General features: G+C 37.8%; 13 protein-coding genes, 1 riboswitch and 1 other annotated feature. Of the genes, 6 read left to right on the top strand and 7 right to left on the bottom strand.

Features of this window, described 5'->3' with window-relative positions; genetic code table 11:
• The first annotated feature begins 174 nt into the window (after positions 1 to 174).
• The 3 genes from V6670_RS02415 to bshB2 all read left to right on the top strand — a co-directional run bounded on the left by V6670_RS02415 (position 175) and on the right by bshB2 (position 2,058).
• Positions 175 to 456 (top strand): hypothetical protein, encoded by a 282-nt coding sequence (locus V6670_RS02415; RefSeq protein WP_141903898.1) that lies wholly within the window; start codon positions 175 to 177, stop codon positions 454 to 456.
• Between the two features lie 548 nt (positions 457 to 1,004).
• On the top strand, positions 1,005 to 1,355 hold the full coding sequence (locus tag V6670_RS02410) for a YojF family protein (RefSeq protein WP_036117395.1): 351 nt from the start codon (positions 1,005 to 1,007) through the stop codon (positions 1,353 to 1,355).
• A 13-nt stretch (positions 1,356 to 1,368) separates the two neighbouring features.
• Positions 1,369 to 2,058 carry a bacillithiol biosynthesis deacetylase BshB2 gene (gene bshB2 / locus V6670_RS02405; protein ID WP_036117397.1) on the top strand — a complete coding sequence of 230 codons (690 nt, stop codon included), beginning with the start codon at positions 1,369 to 1,371 and terminating at the stop codon, positions 2,056 to 2,058.
• 469 nt (positions 2,059 to 2,527) lie between these two features.
• On the opposite strand, the gene V6670_RS02400 is transcribed toward bshB2, so the two are convergent.
• A complete protein-coding gene (locus tag V6670_RS02400; RefSeq protein WP_141903899.1) occupies positions 2,528 to 3,271 on the bottom strand; it encodes a TerC family protein in 744 nt (247 codons plus the stop codon).
• A gap of 267 nt (positions 3,272 to 3,538) precedes the next feature.
• Here V6670_RS02400 and ilvA point away from each other — a divergent pair, with 267 nt between their 5' ends.
• Positions 3,539 to 4,801: a threonine ammonia-lyase IlvA gene (gene ilvA / locus V6670_RS02395; RefSeq protein WP_058843265.1), complete on the top strand. Its 1,263-nt coding sequence runs from the start codon at positions 3,539 to 3,541 to the stop codon at positions 4,799 to 4,801.
• 533 nt (positions 4,802 to 5,334) lie between these two features.
• Here ilvA and V6670_RS02390 read toward each other — a convergent pair.
• The 3 genes from V6670_RS02390 to V6670_RS02380 all read right to left on the bottom strand — a co-directional run bounded on the left by V6670_RS02390 (position 5,335) and on the right by V6670_RS02380 (position 8,257).
• Complete coding sequence (locus V6670_RS02390) at positions 5,335 to 6,129, bottom strand: ABC transporter ATP-binding protein (RefSeq protein ID WP_141903900.1); 795 nt, start codon at positions 6,127 to 6,129, stop codon at positions 5,335 to 5,337.
• Positions 6,122 to 7,150 (bottom strand): ABC transporter permease, encoded by a 1,029-nt coding sequence (locus V6670_RS02385; protein ID WP_141903901.1) that lies wholly within the window; start codon positions 7,148 to 7,150, stop codon positions 6,122 to 6,124. Before V6670_RS02385 ends, V6670_RS02390 begins: the two co-directional genes overlap by 8 nt.
• 84 nt (positions 7,151 to 7,234) lie before the next feature.
• Positions 7,235 to 8,257 carry an ABC transporter substrate-binding protein gene (locus tag V6670_RS02380; protein ID WP_141903902.1) on the bottom strand — a complete coding sequence of 341 codons (1,023 nt, stop codon included), beginning with the start codon at positions 8,255 to 8,257 and terminating at the stop codon, positions 7,235 to 7,237.
• A gap of 320 nt (positions 8,258 to 8,577) precedes the next feature.
• Positions 8,578 to 8,622, top strand: a riboswitch (PreQ1 riboswitch).
• A 6-nt stretch (positions 8,623 to 8,628) separates the two neighbouring features.
• Here V6670_RS02380 and V6670_RS02375 point away from each other — a divergent pair.
• Positions 8,629 to 9,111 (top strand): QueT transporter family protein, encoded by a 483-nt coding sequence (locus tag V6670_RS02375; RefSeq protein WP_141903903.1) that lies wholly within the window; start codon positions 8,629 to 8,631, stop codon positions 9,109 to 9,111.
• Positions 9,112 to 9,182: 71 nt separating this feature from the next.
• Positions 9,183 to 9,382, top strand: a binding site (T-box leader).
• A 57-nt stretch (positions 9,383 to 9,439) separates the two neighbouring features.
• The gene (gene trpB / locus V6670_RS02370; RefSeq protein ID WP_141903904.1) at positions 9,440 to 10,603 is read left to right on the top strand and encodes a tryptophan synthase subunit beta; all 1,164 of its coding nucleotides are present in this window, start codon (positions 9,440 to 9,442) and stop codon (positions 10,601 to 10,603) included.
• Positions 10,604 to 10,831: 228 nt separating this feature from the next.
• On the opposite strand, the gene V6670_RS02365 is transcribed toward trpB, so the two are convergent.
• The 3 genes from V6670_RS02365 to V6670_RS02355 all read right to left on the bottom strand — a co-directional run bounded on the left by V6670_RS02365 (position 10,832) and on the right by V6670_RS02355 (position 15,278).
• On the bottom strand, positions 10,832 to 11,785 hold the full coding sequence (locus tag V6670_RS02365) for an L-threonine 3-dehydrogenase (protein ID WP_141903905.1): 954 nt from the start codon (positions 11,783 to 11,785) through the stop codon (positions 10,832 to 10,834).
• A 351-nt stretch (positions 11,786 to 12,136) separates the two neighbouring features.
• On the bottom strand, positions 12,137 to 13,807 hold the full coding sequence (locus V6670_RS02360) for a methyl-accepting chemotaxis protein (protein WP_338652425.1): 1,671 nt from the start codon (positions 13,805 to 13,807) through the stop codon (positions 12,137 to 12,139).
• A 499-nt stretch (positions 13,808 to 14,306) separates the two neighbouring features.
• Positions 14,307 to 15,278 carry a BadF/BadG/BcrA/BcrD ATPase family protein gene (locus V6670_RS02355; protein ID WP_338652423.1) on the bottom strand — a complete coding sequence of 324 codons (972 nt, stop codon included), beginning with the start codon at positions 15,276 to 15,278 and terminating at the stop codon, positions 14,307 to 14,309.
• Positions 15,279 to 15,291: the final 13 nt, after the last annotated feature.

Below are 15,291 nucleotides of genomic sequence, written 5' to 3'. Positions count from 1 at the left end.
TAAAAAGGATGTCTCAAAGAATTTTGGAGACATCCTTTTTTAAAATGTAATTTTAGAAATTACCAATGGTAAACACTCTGTTCATGATGAATCATTTGCTTAATAAAGATAAAAAGTGGACAAGATACGTTAGGGCTACATATCCCATATATTAGCTGTATGGGAGGGGAAAAGATGAAAAAAAACAAGGCAGAGGACTTAACGGAAGAATCAGGTTTACTAGCTGGAGAAATCACCGCTTCAAAAGTTGAAGTAATTGCTTCCATTATATTAACACTTGGTTACTCATTATCCACCCTTGCCACAATATTAGCGCTGCAGGAGGAGGAAGAATTGGCACAAGCCAAAACGACTGAAACACAAGATCAAAATCTTTATATGAAGCAAATGTTTAAACAGTTACAAAATGTCAACAACCGTTTAGATACAATCGAACGAAAGCTTAATCGATACTAATAAATACATAACCAATAGATGAGGTAGTCTCTTTATAGGACGCTTCGCTTTTGGTACAAAAAAACATTTGCTGAATCAAGACAAAAAACCGCGACTCTCCGTCATAAAAGAGAATCGCGGTTTTTATTATATTATGATAATAAGCTTCATTTTTCTTCCTCTTTTCACAGCTACCCTGTTTCACCTGTCTAAGGAACGTCATCTATTGTACCAAGATAGAAATCGTTATTACTAAAATAATACTCCCTTCAACAAGCGGGGCTGTCTACACACACGAATTAGGAAGAAGTTATGGTTGCAATATCTTTTCGGATGTGAAAACGGATACAATACAAAACGACACATTTTGTACATACTATTTTCACACTCCCTATATTGATACATTACAATAATTTTTTCAAGAATATTGCTTGAATACTTATCATAGAATTATAGATAAAGATTCATTTTTTCATGAGTCATTAAATTGTCATAACAATGCAATCAATTTCCCTTTGCGAATTTTTTTTACTATACTAAAAGGAGAAATGATCGAGAGGAGTGTTAAGATGCAAGAAGTACAGGTAGAGACGTTACAGGAATTGCTGAATTCTTTCGCCAACAAAGACGTTTATATTCATCTTGAGACGACAAATGGATCTTATGCAGCACACTATGATGAAAAATTCTTTAATGCAGGTGCTTTTATTCGCAATGCTAAGATTAATTATGAGCTTGCTAAAGTGGTAGATCATGCACCGCATCGTGTTGGTTTAAAATTACCTCACGGCTGGGTTTATGCACAAGGCATTACACATTTTGAATTAGATGATTTAGGCCGTTTATTAATGGCTGGACTAGACTACTCAGGAAAACTGGCGATTGCGCTTGAAATTAGCGAAACGCCATTTACTTACTAAGGGGGACGACTATTTGAATTTACAACCACAACGTCATATTTTAATTGTGTACCCTCACCCAGATGATGAAGCTTTTTCAGTTGCTGGGACAATTGCCTACTATACAAAGAAGATGAATACACCTGTTACATATGCCTGTTTAACATTAGGCGAAATGGGACGTAATTTAGGTAATCCACCCTTTGCAACACGCGAATCTTTGCCTGAAATCCGCCGCAAAGAATTGGTAGCAGCAGCAGAGGCAATGGGTATTCAAGATTTACGTATGCTCGGTTTACGAGATAAAACAATCGAATTTGAAGACGATGAGAAAATGGTAAAAATAGTTGAAGGGTTAATCGAAGAGCTAATGCCTTCATTAATCTTCACATTCTTACCTGACTTTGCTGTCCATCCAGACCACGAAGCCACAGCACGTGCTGTAGTTGAAGCTGTTCGTCGAATGCCTAAGGCTGCCCGACCACAAGTATTAGGCTGTGCCTTTGCCAATGATACAATTGAAAAAAATGGTGATCCACATGTTGTCTATGATATTTCTGAAATGAAAATGGACAAATTAAAAGCATTACAAGCCCATTCATCTCAAACTGGTTGGATGATGCAGGAAACTGAAAAGCGTATTGATGATGGTGAACCAATGAGCGAAAGCTGGCTAAATGTTGAAAAGTTTTATATTGTTGACCCAGATAAATATGTAAAATAAAAAAGGATGATGTCAACGGCAGAAAAAGCAACTTTGCAAGGTGAGAGGTTGATTTCAGTTCCGCCAGCGTCCTGATGTGCCGCTAAATCCCTAGGAGTGACGCTGGCTCCACTCCAATCAACCATTCTGTAAAGTGTCTTTCCTTTTTTCATAGTAGCATAGCGCTCAAATCGCCCATTATCTTTATTCTTAGAGGCGATAAGCTTTTATTTTCAATGTAGAGAAGTAATGAGTGACAACATCTCATAAAGAATAGTGAACACCTTTACTTTATTTGAAAATCTTTGCTAAAAAGGTAACACTTTTGTGGATTGGAGTGGAAGGCTACTTGACTCCCGTGGGACAGCTCGATGCTCGCCCACAGGAAAGCAAGTAGCCTGCAACGGAAATCCATTTTTATCTGTCAATTGACTGTTTTTCGACAATAAGAAAAGTACTGTTCTCATTTTTGAAGAACAGTACTTTTTAATTAGGCAGCTCTTACCCTCTTCATCATATGCACAATGATTGTGATGGAAAAAGCAATCACTAAGAATAGGAAGAATAAGTAATGCGGGATATGAATATTAACAACACTCACTAGCATTTTTAAGCCAATAACACCTATTATAATGAAGGCCGTTGCTTCAAGCTCTGGAATTTTTTCGATAATGATTAAAAACACACCTGCAATTGTCCTCATCATTAATATGCCTAACATACCCCCAATTAAAAGTACCCACACTTGATCTGATACAGCAAAGGCTGCAAAGATGGAATCGATCGAAAAAGCAATATCCATTAGCTCGACAGAAATGACGGTGGCCCAAAAGGTTCCAAAGAGCCGCACCATCCATCCCGATTTTTTCACTTCCTTCACGCTATCCTCATTCCCAATTTGAAGAAAATGAGCCACACAGAGCCAGCCTAAATATAATGCACCTAACACTTTAATAAACCAAAATTCCACAAGATAAACACCTATGCCAATAAATAAAAATCTAAAAAAATAGGCACCTAGCATGCCGTACATTAATGCCCGCTTTCGTTGTTTATCTGGTAAATGTTTAACAAGAACTGCCAATACAAGTGCATTATCCGCTGACAGTAGCCCTTCTATAATAATTAATGAGGATATTAGCCCCCAGGATACAGGGTCCTTTAATACTTCCTGCCACATCGCCCAATCAAAAAATTGCCAATATGTAGATAGAATTCCTTGAATGATTTCCACTACTTACCCTCCTACTTGTCCTCAGCTAATCTAGTATATGCTTGACCATTTTTGTTATGAGAATTGTATTTATCCTGATTCAGCAAATGCTTTTTGTCCCAAAAGTAACGTTTCAGCAATTGCTCGAGGCATCATTTATTCGATAAAACGCTTACATTATAAAATAGACACGGAAAATTTAGAATTTACTAAAAATTAACCACCAAAAGCAAATAAAGTGTGCTATCATAGATAAATGTTTTAAACGTATAACGGAGGATGAATACTATGGAAGTTGCTGATACTAGAACCGTGCAAGTGGAGAATGTCCTGATTGCACATCATTTTTTAAAAGATGTAGTTGTCCATACACCACTACAAAAAAACGATTATTTATCCGAGAAATACGGAGCTACTATTTACTTTAAACGCGAAGATTTACAACATGTGCGCTCATTCAAGCTCCGAGGTGCCTATTATAAAATTAAAAAAATCGAGGAAGAAGCACGCAACGCTGGTGTTGTCTGTGCAAGCGCAGGCAATCATGCACAAGGTGTAGCTTATGCATGTGCTCAATTAAAAATCCAGGCTAGCATTTTTATGCCTCAAACAACACCAAAGCAAAAAATAGACCAAGTGCGAATGTTTGGGCGCGAATTTGTAGAGATTATTTTAGCAGGCGATACATTCGATGACTCTGCTGAAAGCGCCTTAAGCTATTGCGAAGAACACGATAAAATATTCATCCATCCATTCGATGATTTCGATGTCATTGCTGGTCAAGGAACTGTTGCAGTAGAAATCATGAATGACATGGAGGAGCCAATTGACTACGTCTTTGGCAGTATTGGTGGTGGCGGCTTAATGTCTGGCGTTTCTGCCTACGTTAAAAACCTCTCCCCTTCTACTAAAATTATTGGAGTAGAGCCCGCCGGTGCTGGCAGTATGAAGGCTGCTTTTGCTGAAGGGGGCGCTGTGGCTCTTGATTGGATTGATAAATTCGTCGATGGCGCTGCCGTAAAATGCGTCGGCCATCACACTTATGATGTTTGTCGCCGCTATTTAGACGACATTATTCTTGTACCAGAAGGCAAAGTTTGTACAACGATTTTAGATCTATATAATAAACATGCCATTATTGCCGAGCCTGCTGGGGCACTATCAGTGGCAGCTCTTGATTTTTATAAAGAAGAAATTAAAGGGAAATCAGTCGTGGTCATTATTAGCGGTGGTAATAATGATATTGGACGGATGCAGGAGATTAAAGAAAAGTCGCTTATTCACGAAGGCTTACTTTACTACTTCATCGTCAGCTTCCCTCAGCGCGCAGGGGCATTACGTCAATTCCTCACAAGCGTTGTAGGACCTAACGACGATATTACTACCTTTGAATACACAAAGAAAAACAATAAAGAAAGTGGTCCTGCCCTCGTTGGCATTGAGCTTGGCGATCAAGCGGATTATGAAGGGCTGCTTGCACGAATGGATGAATTCGGCTTCAAATACAAAGAAGTAAACAACGACATTCAACTATTTGGCTTACTCGTTTAAAATGAAGAGTCTCACTTCTCTGCAAGTGAGACTTTTTCATTGTGATAAAGTTTATCAATCATTTTTATTACCCTAAATAAAAAACATTCAAACTAGTGCATGAGCGTTTTATATGTTGTTGAAAAAAATAATATCACCTGCGGAAAGTGACATTCTGGCAATGCGAGGGGTTGACCTCCATTCCGCCAGCATCTCCTATATGACGCTAAAAATCCCCTAGGAGTGACGCTGGCTCCACTCCAATCAACTATTCTGCAAATGTGTCTTTTCATTTTCTTTCACACTAACAGTAGTGAACAATGTGGAAAAGCGATGTGTGACAACACCCCTCCATAAAGAGTAGTGAACCCCTTTGCTCAATTTATGGGTTGGAGTGGAAGGCTACTTGACTCCCGTGGGATAGATCGGCATTCCCCCCACAGGAAATCAAGTAGCCTGCAACGGACATTCATTTTCACCATTGACAAAACGCTATTGATGGATTTTTTTTACACTATAAAAAACGCCCATACAAGTGTATGAGCGTTTTGTCATTAACCTAATAAAGCGCGGTCTGAATTCATTTTTTCCCCACGAATGCGTTCAAATTCGGCCATTAAATCTGGGATTGTTAATTCATGCTTACGGTCTTCAGCAACCTCTAAAATAATTTGGCCTTTGTCCATCATAATAAGACGATTTCCTAAATCCAAAGCTTGTTGCATATTGTGCGTTACCATTAATGTCGTTAACTGATCTTTTTCAACTAAATACTTCGTAATACGGGTAATTAATTCTGCACGTGATGGATCAAGTGCAGCCGTATGCTCATCCAGCAATAAAATAGAGGGCTTTGTGAAAGTAGCCATTAACAGTGACAATGCTTGCCGTTCCCCACCTGAAAGTAAGCCTACTTTTGCAGAAAGCCGATCTTCTAGACTTAAACCAAGCATTTCTAATGATTCTTTGAACAAGGTACGACGCTTTTTGTCCACACCGATGTGCAGTCCTCTACCCTTATTTCGTGAATAGGCCAGTGCTAAGTTTTCTTCAATTGTCATCGTAGGAGCTGTTCCCGCCATTGGGTCTTGGAACACACGACCAATGTATTGTGAGCGTTTATATTCAGGCAAATTTGTAACATCATTACCATCAATAGAAACTGTGCCAAAATCAGGTGTTAAGGCGCCTGAAATCATATTCATCATCGTTGATTTCCCTGCACCGTTACTACCAATGATTGTCACAAAATCACCTGGCTTTAAGTGTAGATTAATCTCTGCTAGTGCAATTTTTTCATCTGGTGTTCCTTCATTAAACACCTTATTAATACCATGTAATTTAAGCAAGGCCTTTTCCTCCTTGCTCTACTGTTTTTACTCGTGACAGCTCTGCAGCACGCTTCGCCTTACGTTTACGTTCCTTACTCTTATTGATAAATTGTGGTACGATCAGCGCCAAAATAACGATGATAGCCGTAATTAATTTCATATCTCCTGAATCAAGGAAATCTACACGTAATGCTAATGCTAAAATAATACGGTAAATGATAGCTCCTGCAATGACTGCAAAAGTTGTACGGATAATGGTCTTTGTCCCAAAAATGGCTTCACCAATAATAACCGATGCAAGACCGATGACAATCATACCAATCCCCATACTAACATCGGAGAACTTCGAATATTGTGCGATTAAAGCTCCAGAAAATGCGACAAGCGCATTGGAAAGTCCAAGCCCTAAAATGATAAGTGTATCTGTATTTGCAGAGAAGCTACGAATCATTCGTTTATTATCACCAGTTGCTCGGATAGCTAGCCCGACCTCAGTCTTCAAGAACCAGTCTGCTATTAACTTAATTAAAATCGTGATGATTAATACGACTATCAGCACACTCCATGTATTTGGTACATGCTGAAAGCCCATGCCTTTTAATAGGTTATTGAGAGCAGCATCGATCCCTAAATCACTCCAAAATGCTTGAAACTTTGAAAAAATCGTTTCTGAGTTTAGTAGTGGAATATTCGGGCGACCTATCGTATTTTCTGCAGTTAACCCCATGATGCGCAGGTTAATCGAGTATAACGCAATCATCATTAAAATCCCTGATAATAGTGGATTAATCTTTCCTTTCGTGTGAAGAATTCCTGTCATACATCCAGCAATAAATCCAGCAACAATTGCCACTAAAGTCGCTAAGATTGGGGAGTAGCCAAGCAAAACCATTGTTGCTGCAGTTGCCGCCCCTGTTACAAAGCTTCCATCAACCGTTAAATCCGGAAAATCTAACACCCGAAACGTTAAATATACACCAAGTGCCATAATTGCATAGATGATTCCTTGCTCCACTGCGCCAAATAATGCTAAAAACATCGTTGAATCATCTCCTAAATCTTTTTATTATTTCTACTGCTTATAAATGAAGATAAAGCGGGGATAGTTCTCCCCCGCTTCGATTTATTTTTCTAGAAGTTCTGCACCCCAAGAATCTTTAATTTCAATTCCTAAATCGTCCGCTACTTTTTTATTGATTAATAGTTTCAGATTTTGTGGATATTGTGCTGGCGTCTCGGCAGGTGTTGCTTCACCTTTTAAAATTTTCACAGCCATTTGACCAGCCTCGTAACCGATATCGAAATATTCAAAACCATAAGCAGCTAAACCGCCTCGTGCAACAGAGTCTAGCTCTCCTACAACAAGTGGTAATTCATTTGTATTAGCAACATCAATAACAGACTCTAAAGCAGAAACTACTGTATTATCAGTAATAATATAGAAAGCCTCTACCTTACCAATTAGTGATTCTGTTGCTTGTTTTACATCTGCTGAAGTAGATGCTGACGCTTCTACTACTGTTAAGCCTTGTTCATCCATCACCTTTTTCACTTCTTTAACTTGTGCAACAGAGTTTTGCTCACCAGCATTGTAGACCATCCCAACATTTTTGGCGCCAAGCTCTTTTAGGAATGCGACTGTTTTAGAAATCGTTTCAGGATGTAAATCAATTGTTCCTGTAACATTTTTGCCTGGCTTCTCCATTGATTCGATCAACTGTGCACCAACAGCATCTGTGACAGATGTGAAGATAATTGGAATATCACTTGTGGCTGTTGCCGCTGCTTGTGCAGAAGGTGTGGAGTTAGCAAAAATTAAATCTACGTTTGCACTTACAAGATTGTTAGCAATCGTGGTGTTAAGACTGTTATCTCCTTGTGCAATTTGTGGATCGTAGTCAACTTTTAAGCCAGCATCTTCAATTGCCTTTTTAAAGCCTTCCGTTGCTGCGTTTAATGATGGATGCTCTACAATTTGAGTAATCCCGATTTTATATGTTTTATCCTCTGTATTTCCGCTCTCACTTGCATTGTTCGATTCATTCCCTTTTGAATCTGTTGAACTAGATCCGCTACTACCGCAAGCAGCAAGTAGTAACACTAATCCAAAAAGAAGGAATGAAAGCTTTTTTACACTGTTCTTCACAAATAATCCCCCCGATTATATTCTCAATATCTATCACACTTTATCCAAACAAAGTGTGAATGTATCGCTATATTATCGTTATTATCAAGCTCCGTCAATAACATTATGAATGTTCTGACTTTTAAAACTGACGAAATATTTTAGTTTTTCATTCAATTCGCCGCTTTAAACCGCTAAACTACGCTATTTTAGTTATTTGCTTTCTTTTTAAAAAATAGTAAAAAATATTTATGACAATTTTACGAAGTGTGTCATATAGACAAAAAGTCTGACATTTGACTTCTGCTAGATATCTATAATAAAATATTGTCTTGTGTGAAAGCACCGTGGTTCGTAACCATCCCACGCAAAAAAACTAAGGAGAAATGAATATGAAAATAAAATTTTTAGCAGCAAGTGGTATTATTGCAGCGCTATATATTGCGGTGACAATGCTTGTTGCACCGTTTGGTTTTACAGAGGTACAATTCCGTGTATCTGAAATGTTTAACCATTTAGTTGCCTTTAACCCACGCTTTGCCGTAGGGATCATTATTGGTGTATTGATCTCTAATCTATTTTCACCACTTGGCATTTACGATTTAGTGTTTGGTGTTGGTCATTCGATGATTACACTTGGACTGTTCATTTTAATCTGTAAATATGTCAAAAATATTTGGGCACGTTTAATTATTAATACACTATTATTTACATGCACAATGTTTATCATTGCCTTCGAGTTGAATTTAGCCTTAGAACTACCATTCTTCTGGACTTGGCTAACAGTGGCTGCAGGTGAATTTATTGTGTTAGCTGTTGGTGCACCGATTATGTATGCACTCAATAAACGCCTTCACTTTCATCATTTGATTTAACAGACGAGTCTTTTTAGATTCGTCTTTTTTTCTTGACACTATTCTGAAAATAAACTACAATTCTTTCTAATATAAATGCAAGGAAGAAGAGTAGTAGCAAGCATGGTTACTTTCAGAGAGCTGGTGGATGGTGCAAACCAGTAGTAGGTACTTGTGAATGGACTTCAGAGCAGCCTTATTAAATGTAAGGACGATTCGCTCCCCGTTATCGGAGTAAGAAAGCGCGCAAAAATTGCGAATGAAGGTGGCACCACGGTTACTCGTCCTTTTTAAGAGGATTAGAGTGGCTTTTTTTATGGAAAAATTAGCATAGAGGAGTCGAGTAAAGATGAGTAAAGTAGTAGAGAAAAAAGGTTATTTTGGAGAATTTGGCGGAAGCTTTGTTCCAAAGGAGCTTCAAAATGTCTTAACTATTCTAGATGAGCATTTCCAAAAGTTTAAAGATGATGAAGAATTTAAAAAAGAATTGGATTACTATTTCCGTGAGTATGTTGGTCGTAAATCCCCACTTTATTTTGCAAAAAATTTAACAAAGCAATTGGGTGGCGCAAAAATTTATTTAAAACGTGAAGATCTTAACCATACAGGCTCACATAAAATTAATAATGTATTGGGACAGATTTTACTAGCCAAACGTATGGGGGCAAATCGCGTTATTGCTGAAACAGGTGCAGGTCAACATGGTGTAGCAACTGCTACTGCTTGTGCCATGTTTGGAATGGATTGCACTATTTATATGGGCTTAGAGGATACAAAACGTCAAGCATTGAACGTGTTTCGCATGGAGCTTCTTGGCGCGAAAGTAGTAGCTGTTGATAAAGGGCAAGGACGTTTAAAGGATGCAGTTGATGAAGCATTCGCTGACTTAGTCGAAAACTATGAAACAACGTTTTATTTATTAGGTTCAGCAGTTGGGCCACATCCCTTCCCATCAATGGTTAAACACTTCCAATCTGTGATTAGTCGCGAAAGTCGTGAACAGATTTTAGAAAAAGAAGGAAAGCTACCCGCAGCGATCCTTGCCTGTGTTGGCGGTGGCAGTAATGCTATTGGAGCATTTGCAGACTACATTGCAGATGAACAGGTTCGTCTTATTGGAATAGAGCCAGATCAAGCTGCTACATTAAACGAAGGTTCGCCCGGAGAGCTACATGGCTTCAAATGCTTAGTATTACAGGATGCAGACGGCAATCCACTACCAACCTATTCAATAGCTGCTGGTTTAGATTATCCTGGAGCAGGTCCAGAACATAGTCATTTAAAAACAATTGGCCGTGCTGAGTATGTGACTGTGACAAACAAAGAAGTCCTTGAGGCATTTCAAGTACTTTCGAAGGTTGAAGGGATTATTCCTGCCCTTGAGAGCTCACATGCGGTCGCACATGCTCTAAAATTAGCACCAACTTTATCATCTGAAGAAAGCATTATTATTAATATCTCAGGTCGTGGTGATAAAGACGTGGAACAGGTTTTCCACATGTTAACTAAATAATTCAATAAAAGAGCAACTTCCATAAAAGGAAATCGCTCTTTTAACTATATCAATGATCTAGGTATATTTCAGCAATACTATCATGAAGCTTAGCTTCTAGGAACTGTCAATATTCAGAATACTAATATATTTCAGTTACGTAATTTAATCTATATATGCCAACAATTCTCTTTTATAGACACATAAAAAAACGGATGTAGACTAATTCTACATCCGTTCCTTTAACGATTAGGAAATTGCCTTTTTATGCAGTTTCATTTTTAGTTTTTCTAACATATCTATCGTCATTTTGGCTAAATCATACTCTGCTTTGAAGCCCCACTCTTTTTGAGCTGCATCAATATTTAAAGAGTTTGGCCAGCTGTCTGCAATCGCTTGACGCACCGGATCAACCTGATAATCCATTGTGAAATTTGGTAAATGCTTCTTGATTTCAGCTGCGATTTGTGATGGTTCAAAGCTCATCGCTGTAATATTAAAGGCATTGCGATGAACGAGCTTACTACCATCTGCCTCCATTAAATCTACAATAGCTTGTAAGGCATCTGGCATGTACATCATATCCATAAACGTACCTTCCTGAATATAAGATGTGTACTTACCTTGCTCAATTGCTTCATAGAAAATTTCCACTGCATAATCAGTTGTACCACCACCTGGAGGTGTTACATAAGAGATTAATCCAGGGAAACGTACACCACGTGTATCAACACCAAAACGATTGAAGTAATAATCGCATAATAATTCACCCGCTACCTTATTTACACCATACATAGTTGTTGGACGTTGCAAAGTATCCTGCGGTGTATCTTCCTTCGGTGTAGATGGACCAAATGCTCCAATTGAACTTGGCGTGAAAAATTGCATATTTAACTCACGAGAAACTTCCAATGCATTCATTAAACCGCCCATATTTAAATTCCAAGCTAACAATGGATTTCTTTCAGCTGTGGCTGATAATAATGCTGCTAAATGCATCATCGTATCTGCACCAAAGTCCTTTGCTAAATCGTGCATTCTTTGTCCATCTGTCACGTCCAATATTTCAAATGGGCCCTTAGTATGTTCAAGCTTTCTAATGTCTGTAGCAAGTATATTGTCCTCTCCATAAATACCACGAAGTTTTTCTACAAGCTCAGAACCAATTTGACCAAGTGCCCCAGTAACAATAATCTTTTTCATTTCTCAAAACCTCCACATATGAACAATTGTACTTACTGAAAGTACAAATATATATTGATAAACATTGATTTAATAACACTTTCAATGAAACTCATTATAATGTGTTCGTTTTGAAAATACAACAATTATATTAATAATATTCATTAAAAGGAACATATAATCCCTTACTTCCAGTATATGAGCACTCAAAAAATATTGTGCTACAAAAATATATAAAATACAATTGTACACCTCAAAAATACAAACGATTAAATCTTTCATAAACTAGTTTTGTAACCACGCAAAAAAAGAACCTTCTTTGCTAATTTCTGCAAAAAAGACTCCTTTTCAACATTATTCTTTAATATTAAATTAGATTGAAAAACGTTTAACAGCAATTTGCAAAACTTTTGATACTTTGCGCAATTCTTTAATGTAATTATGGAATTGTTGTTGAGCTGTTAATTGATCTGCTGTTAACGTAGCAACATGCTTAGTGGATACGGCATTCGTATCCGATATAGCTGTTAACATAACCGCATCCTCACTCACCTTTTGGGTGTGAGTGGCTATCTCTTGAACTGTAGCAGATACTTCCATCATATAAGGCTTGATTGTATGTACTTTTTCTAAAATTTGATCAAAACTTGTCGCTGTTTGTCCTGTTACGGCAACACCTTTTTCAGTAGCCAACAACACGCCCTCCATCATTTGTACTGCATAGCTCGAATCTAAATGGATATTTTGTACAATGGATGTAATCGTTTGTGTTGATTGGACTGTTTGTTCCGCAAGCTTCCGCACCTCATTGGCTACAACCGCAAACCCCTTTCCATGTTCTCCTGCTCTTGCTGCTTCAATGGATGCGTTTAACGCTAGTAAGTTGGTTTGTGCTGTTATTTTTTCTATGACCTCAATCATTTGATCGATTGATGAGGCACGCTCAACCAAGTTAAAGATAGCTGTATTCGATTTTTCTACCGCCTGCTTAATCGTCTGCATTTGCATTAAATTAGCCTGTACAATTTCAGTTCCACTCTCAGCATCTCGGGCTGTTTGATGAGCAAAGCTTTCCACGACCTGTACTTTTTCTAAAATGACTTGTACATCATTTAAAACTTCCTCTAAAGAAGCAGTATTGGAAGCCAATTTACTAGTAGAAGCAGCCGTTGAATCTGAAATAGATTGTACATCTTTTGCTATTTTTAACGTTGTTGTTGATGATTGCTCTGAGGATCCTTGCAATTTACCTGTCATTTCTTCTACTTCATAGGCGCTGTCCGTTACAGTATGGAGTAGGCGTTTTACCTCTGTGACCATTTGATTGTAAGACAGTACTACCTCACCAAGCTCATCATGGGCAACATAACTTGCATTCGCAGTGAAATCGCCTTGTTCTGCTCGTTTTAATAATGATTTCAATTGACGTGTTGGTACATTGACTGCCTTAGTTGCAATAAATCCTATCAGAATGACAAGCAACACCACCGATAAGCATACGCCACCTAGTAACCAATAACCAAATTGCACATCTTGTTGATAATACTTCTGTTGATCCTTCGCTTTTTCAACCAAATAATTTTGTGTTTCTTCTAATAATGTATGGCTTTCCTGACTTATTGGTAGAAATGTCTGCGAATAGAACTGCTCTAGCTCACCTTGGTTCAATTGCTTATAGCTCTCAATCAATTCTCCTTGCTTTTTCAGCAAGGATTTAAATTTTTTAATTTGATGACTCATTTTTTTATCAATTTCTTGGCTATCCAATTGTGTTAAAGGCTGTGCCATCTCTTTTAAAATAACCGTCATTTCTTGATAGTCACCCTGAGCATCTACGATAAAATCTAATTGACGCTGTGATTCTTCTAGCTCGTTCAGCCAACCGATTGGGACAAGTCCCTGTGTGTAACTCTCACTTGCATGCCACGACATTTTCCTTAAATAATCCACACTAAATACACCTAGCAATACATTCGATAATACACAAACAATCATGAGTACAAGTAACTTGTCCTTCACCTTTATGAAACGGAAAAAATGCATGATCCCTGGCTCCTCCTCCAACTCTTACCAATAATGATAGTATGAAGATATAAAGCCAGTGTTATGTTTTTGTAAAGATTGCAAGAAGAATTAAGAATTTATGCCCATTATCTAGTTTTATATAGGTAATTTACCACATAAATGACTCCCTACCATTGATCCTTAATTATACTATTTCTGACACCGTAACCTTCCATGCGTTCCAAACGTTTATCGTATTAATAAGGAATGGAGGTATTATATTTGTCTCAACTCAAGAGGTTGGATGTAAGTTTAGTAGTTCATTTTCTTCTACTAGGTGGGATTAGCTGTCTTTTTGTCCACTCCAGTAGTGTAAATTAAGCTCCTTCATCATCAATATTATCGAACATCATGCTTATGGGAATTATTATGACTATTCATAAGTCTTATAAAGGTAATATGTTTAAAGTAGAGGACTAACAAAATGCAAGTAGAGAAAAGACCTTCCTATTCTCTACTTGCTAAATTAAAAGGGGGATTAATTAGTTAAAAACTCCTTAATACTGGCATGATATTGATCGATAAATATTTTCGCTTCATTATTAGGTAGTTTTAATGCGGCTAATGCGGCACCGCCAACTGGTAGGCTATAAGCACCCATAAAGTCATACTGATTGCTATTATTTTTATCAATGGAGGCTAATTTTTCAATAAATAACGTCAACTCATTAAAAACTCCACCAGCTAGCACGACTTTGACACGCGTATCTGAAAACGGATTTTTTTTGTAACAAGCATCTATACTTTGATAAAAAACATGGCACACTTGATCCAGAATTGTGTTCGCTACAGCATCACCTCTTTTAGCGCAATCAATGGCAATCTTACTTAAAGGAGAGATTGTATCTCTCGGATGTCCTTTTCCATAAACAATTTCAATTATTTGTGGAATGGATTGTAATTGAAAATAATTTAATACTGCGGGTGTGAGGCTCGTTTCTGGCCCTCTTTTATCAAATGCTTTAAACACCGCTTTTAATGTGCGAATACCAATATCATAGCCACTGCCTTCATCATCAAAAATATAGCCCCATCCTGCCGTACGCTCAACTCTTCCAGACGAATCTATACTTAGTGTAATTGCACCTGTACCAGAAATCTGTACAATGCCAGACTGACCTAATGTACCCGCATACAGCGCGTTCAACCCATCATTCGACAGTGATAATTGACAGCCTTCAGGTAATAGCGAGGTTAATAATGTGTGGGTAATTTCCTCATTATTATTTTCCGTTACGCCAGATAGTCCCGCATGGCACTTCGTAATTTGATGAAAATCATAAGGTTGTTGTCTTTTTAATTCATTTATTAGTTCTGTTATCGTCTGCGTAAATTGCTCTAAGCTCATAGATGTGGGATTACTTTTACCTGTTTCTGCTAGTGCTATAACTTGCCCACGAAATGTTGAGATTGTCGCAATTGTTTTTGTTCCACCACCGTCAATTGCCAAAACATACAAGTAT

Source organism: Lysinibacillus sp. Y5S-8 (assembly GCF_036894365.1).
GTDB classification, from domain to species: domain Bacteria; phylum Bacillota; class Bacilli; order Bacillales_A; family Planococcaceae; genus Lysinibacillus; species Lysinibacillus fusiformis_D.
Note: the sequence above shows the minus strand (reverse complement) of the source record. Positions and strands in the feature narration are given on the sequence as shown.

Bases quoted from the DNA above. Each gene is read 5' to 3' on its own strand.
- V6670_RS02415 (WP_141903898.1), top strand. From the start codon at position 175: ATGAAAAAAAACAAGGCAGAGGACTTAACGGAAGAATCAGGTTTACTA.
- V6670_RS02410 (WP_036117395.1), top strand. From the start codon at position 1,005: ATGCAAGAAGTACAGGTAGAGACGTTACAGGAATTGCTGAATTCTTTC.
- ilvA (WP_058843265.1), top strand. From the start codon at position 3,539: ATGGAAGTTGCTGATACTAGAACCGTGCAAGTGGAGAATGTCCTGATT.
- V6670_RS02385 (WP_141903901.1), bottom strand. From the start codon at position 7,150: ATGTTTTTAGCATTATTTGGCGCAGTGGAGCAAGGAATCATCTATGCA.
- V6670_RS02375 (WP_141903903.1), top strand. From the start codon at position 8,629: ATGAAAATAAAATTTTTAGCAGCAAGTGGTATTATTGCAGCGCTATAT.
- trpB (WP_141903904.1), top strand. From the start codon at position 9,440: ATGAGTAAAGTAGTAGAGAAAAAAGGTTATTTTGGAGAATTTGGCGGA.
- V6670_RS02365 (WP_141903905.1), bottom strand. From the start codon at position 11,785: ATGAAAAAGATTATTGTTACTGGGGCACTTGGTCAAATTGGTTCTGAG.
- V6670_RS02360 (WP_338652425.1), bottom strand. From the start codon at position 13,807: ATGCATTTTTTCCGTTTCATAAAGGTGAAGGACAAGTTACTTGTACTC.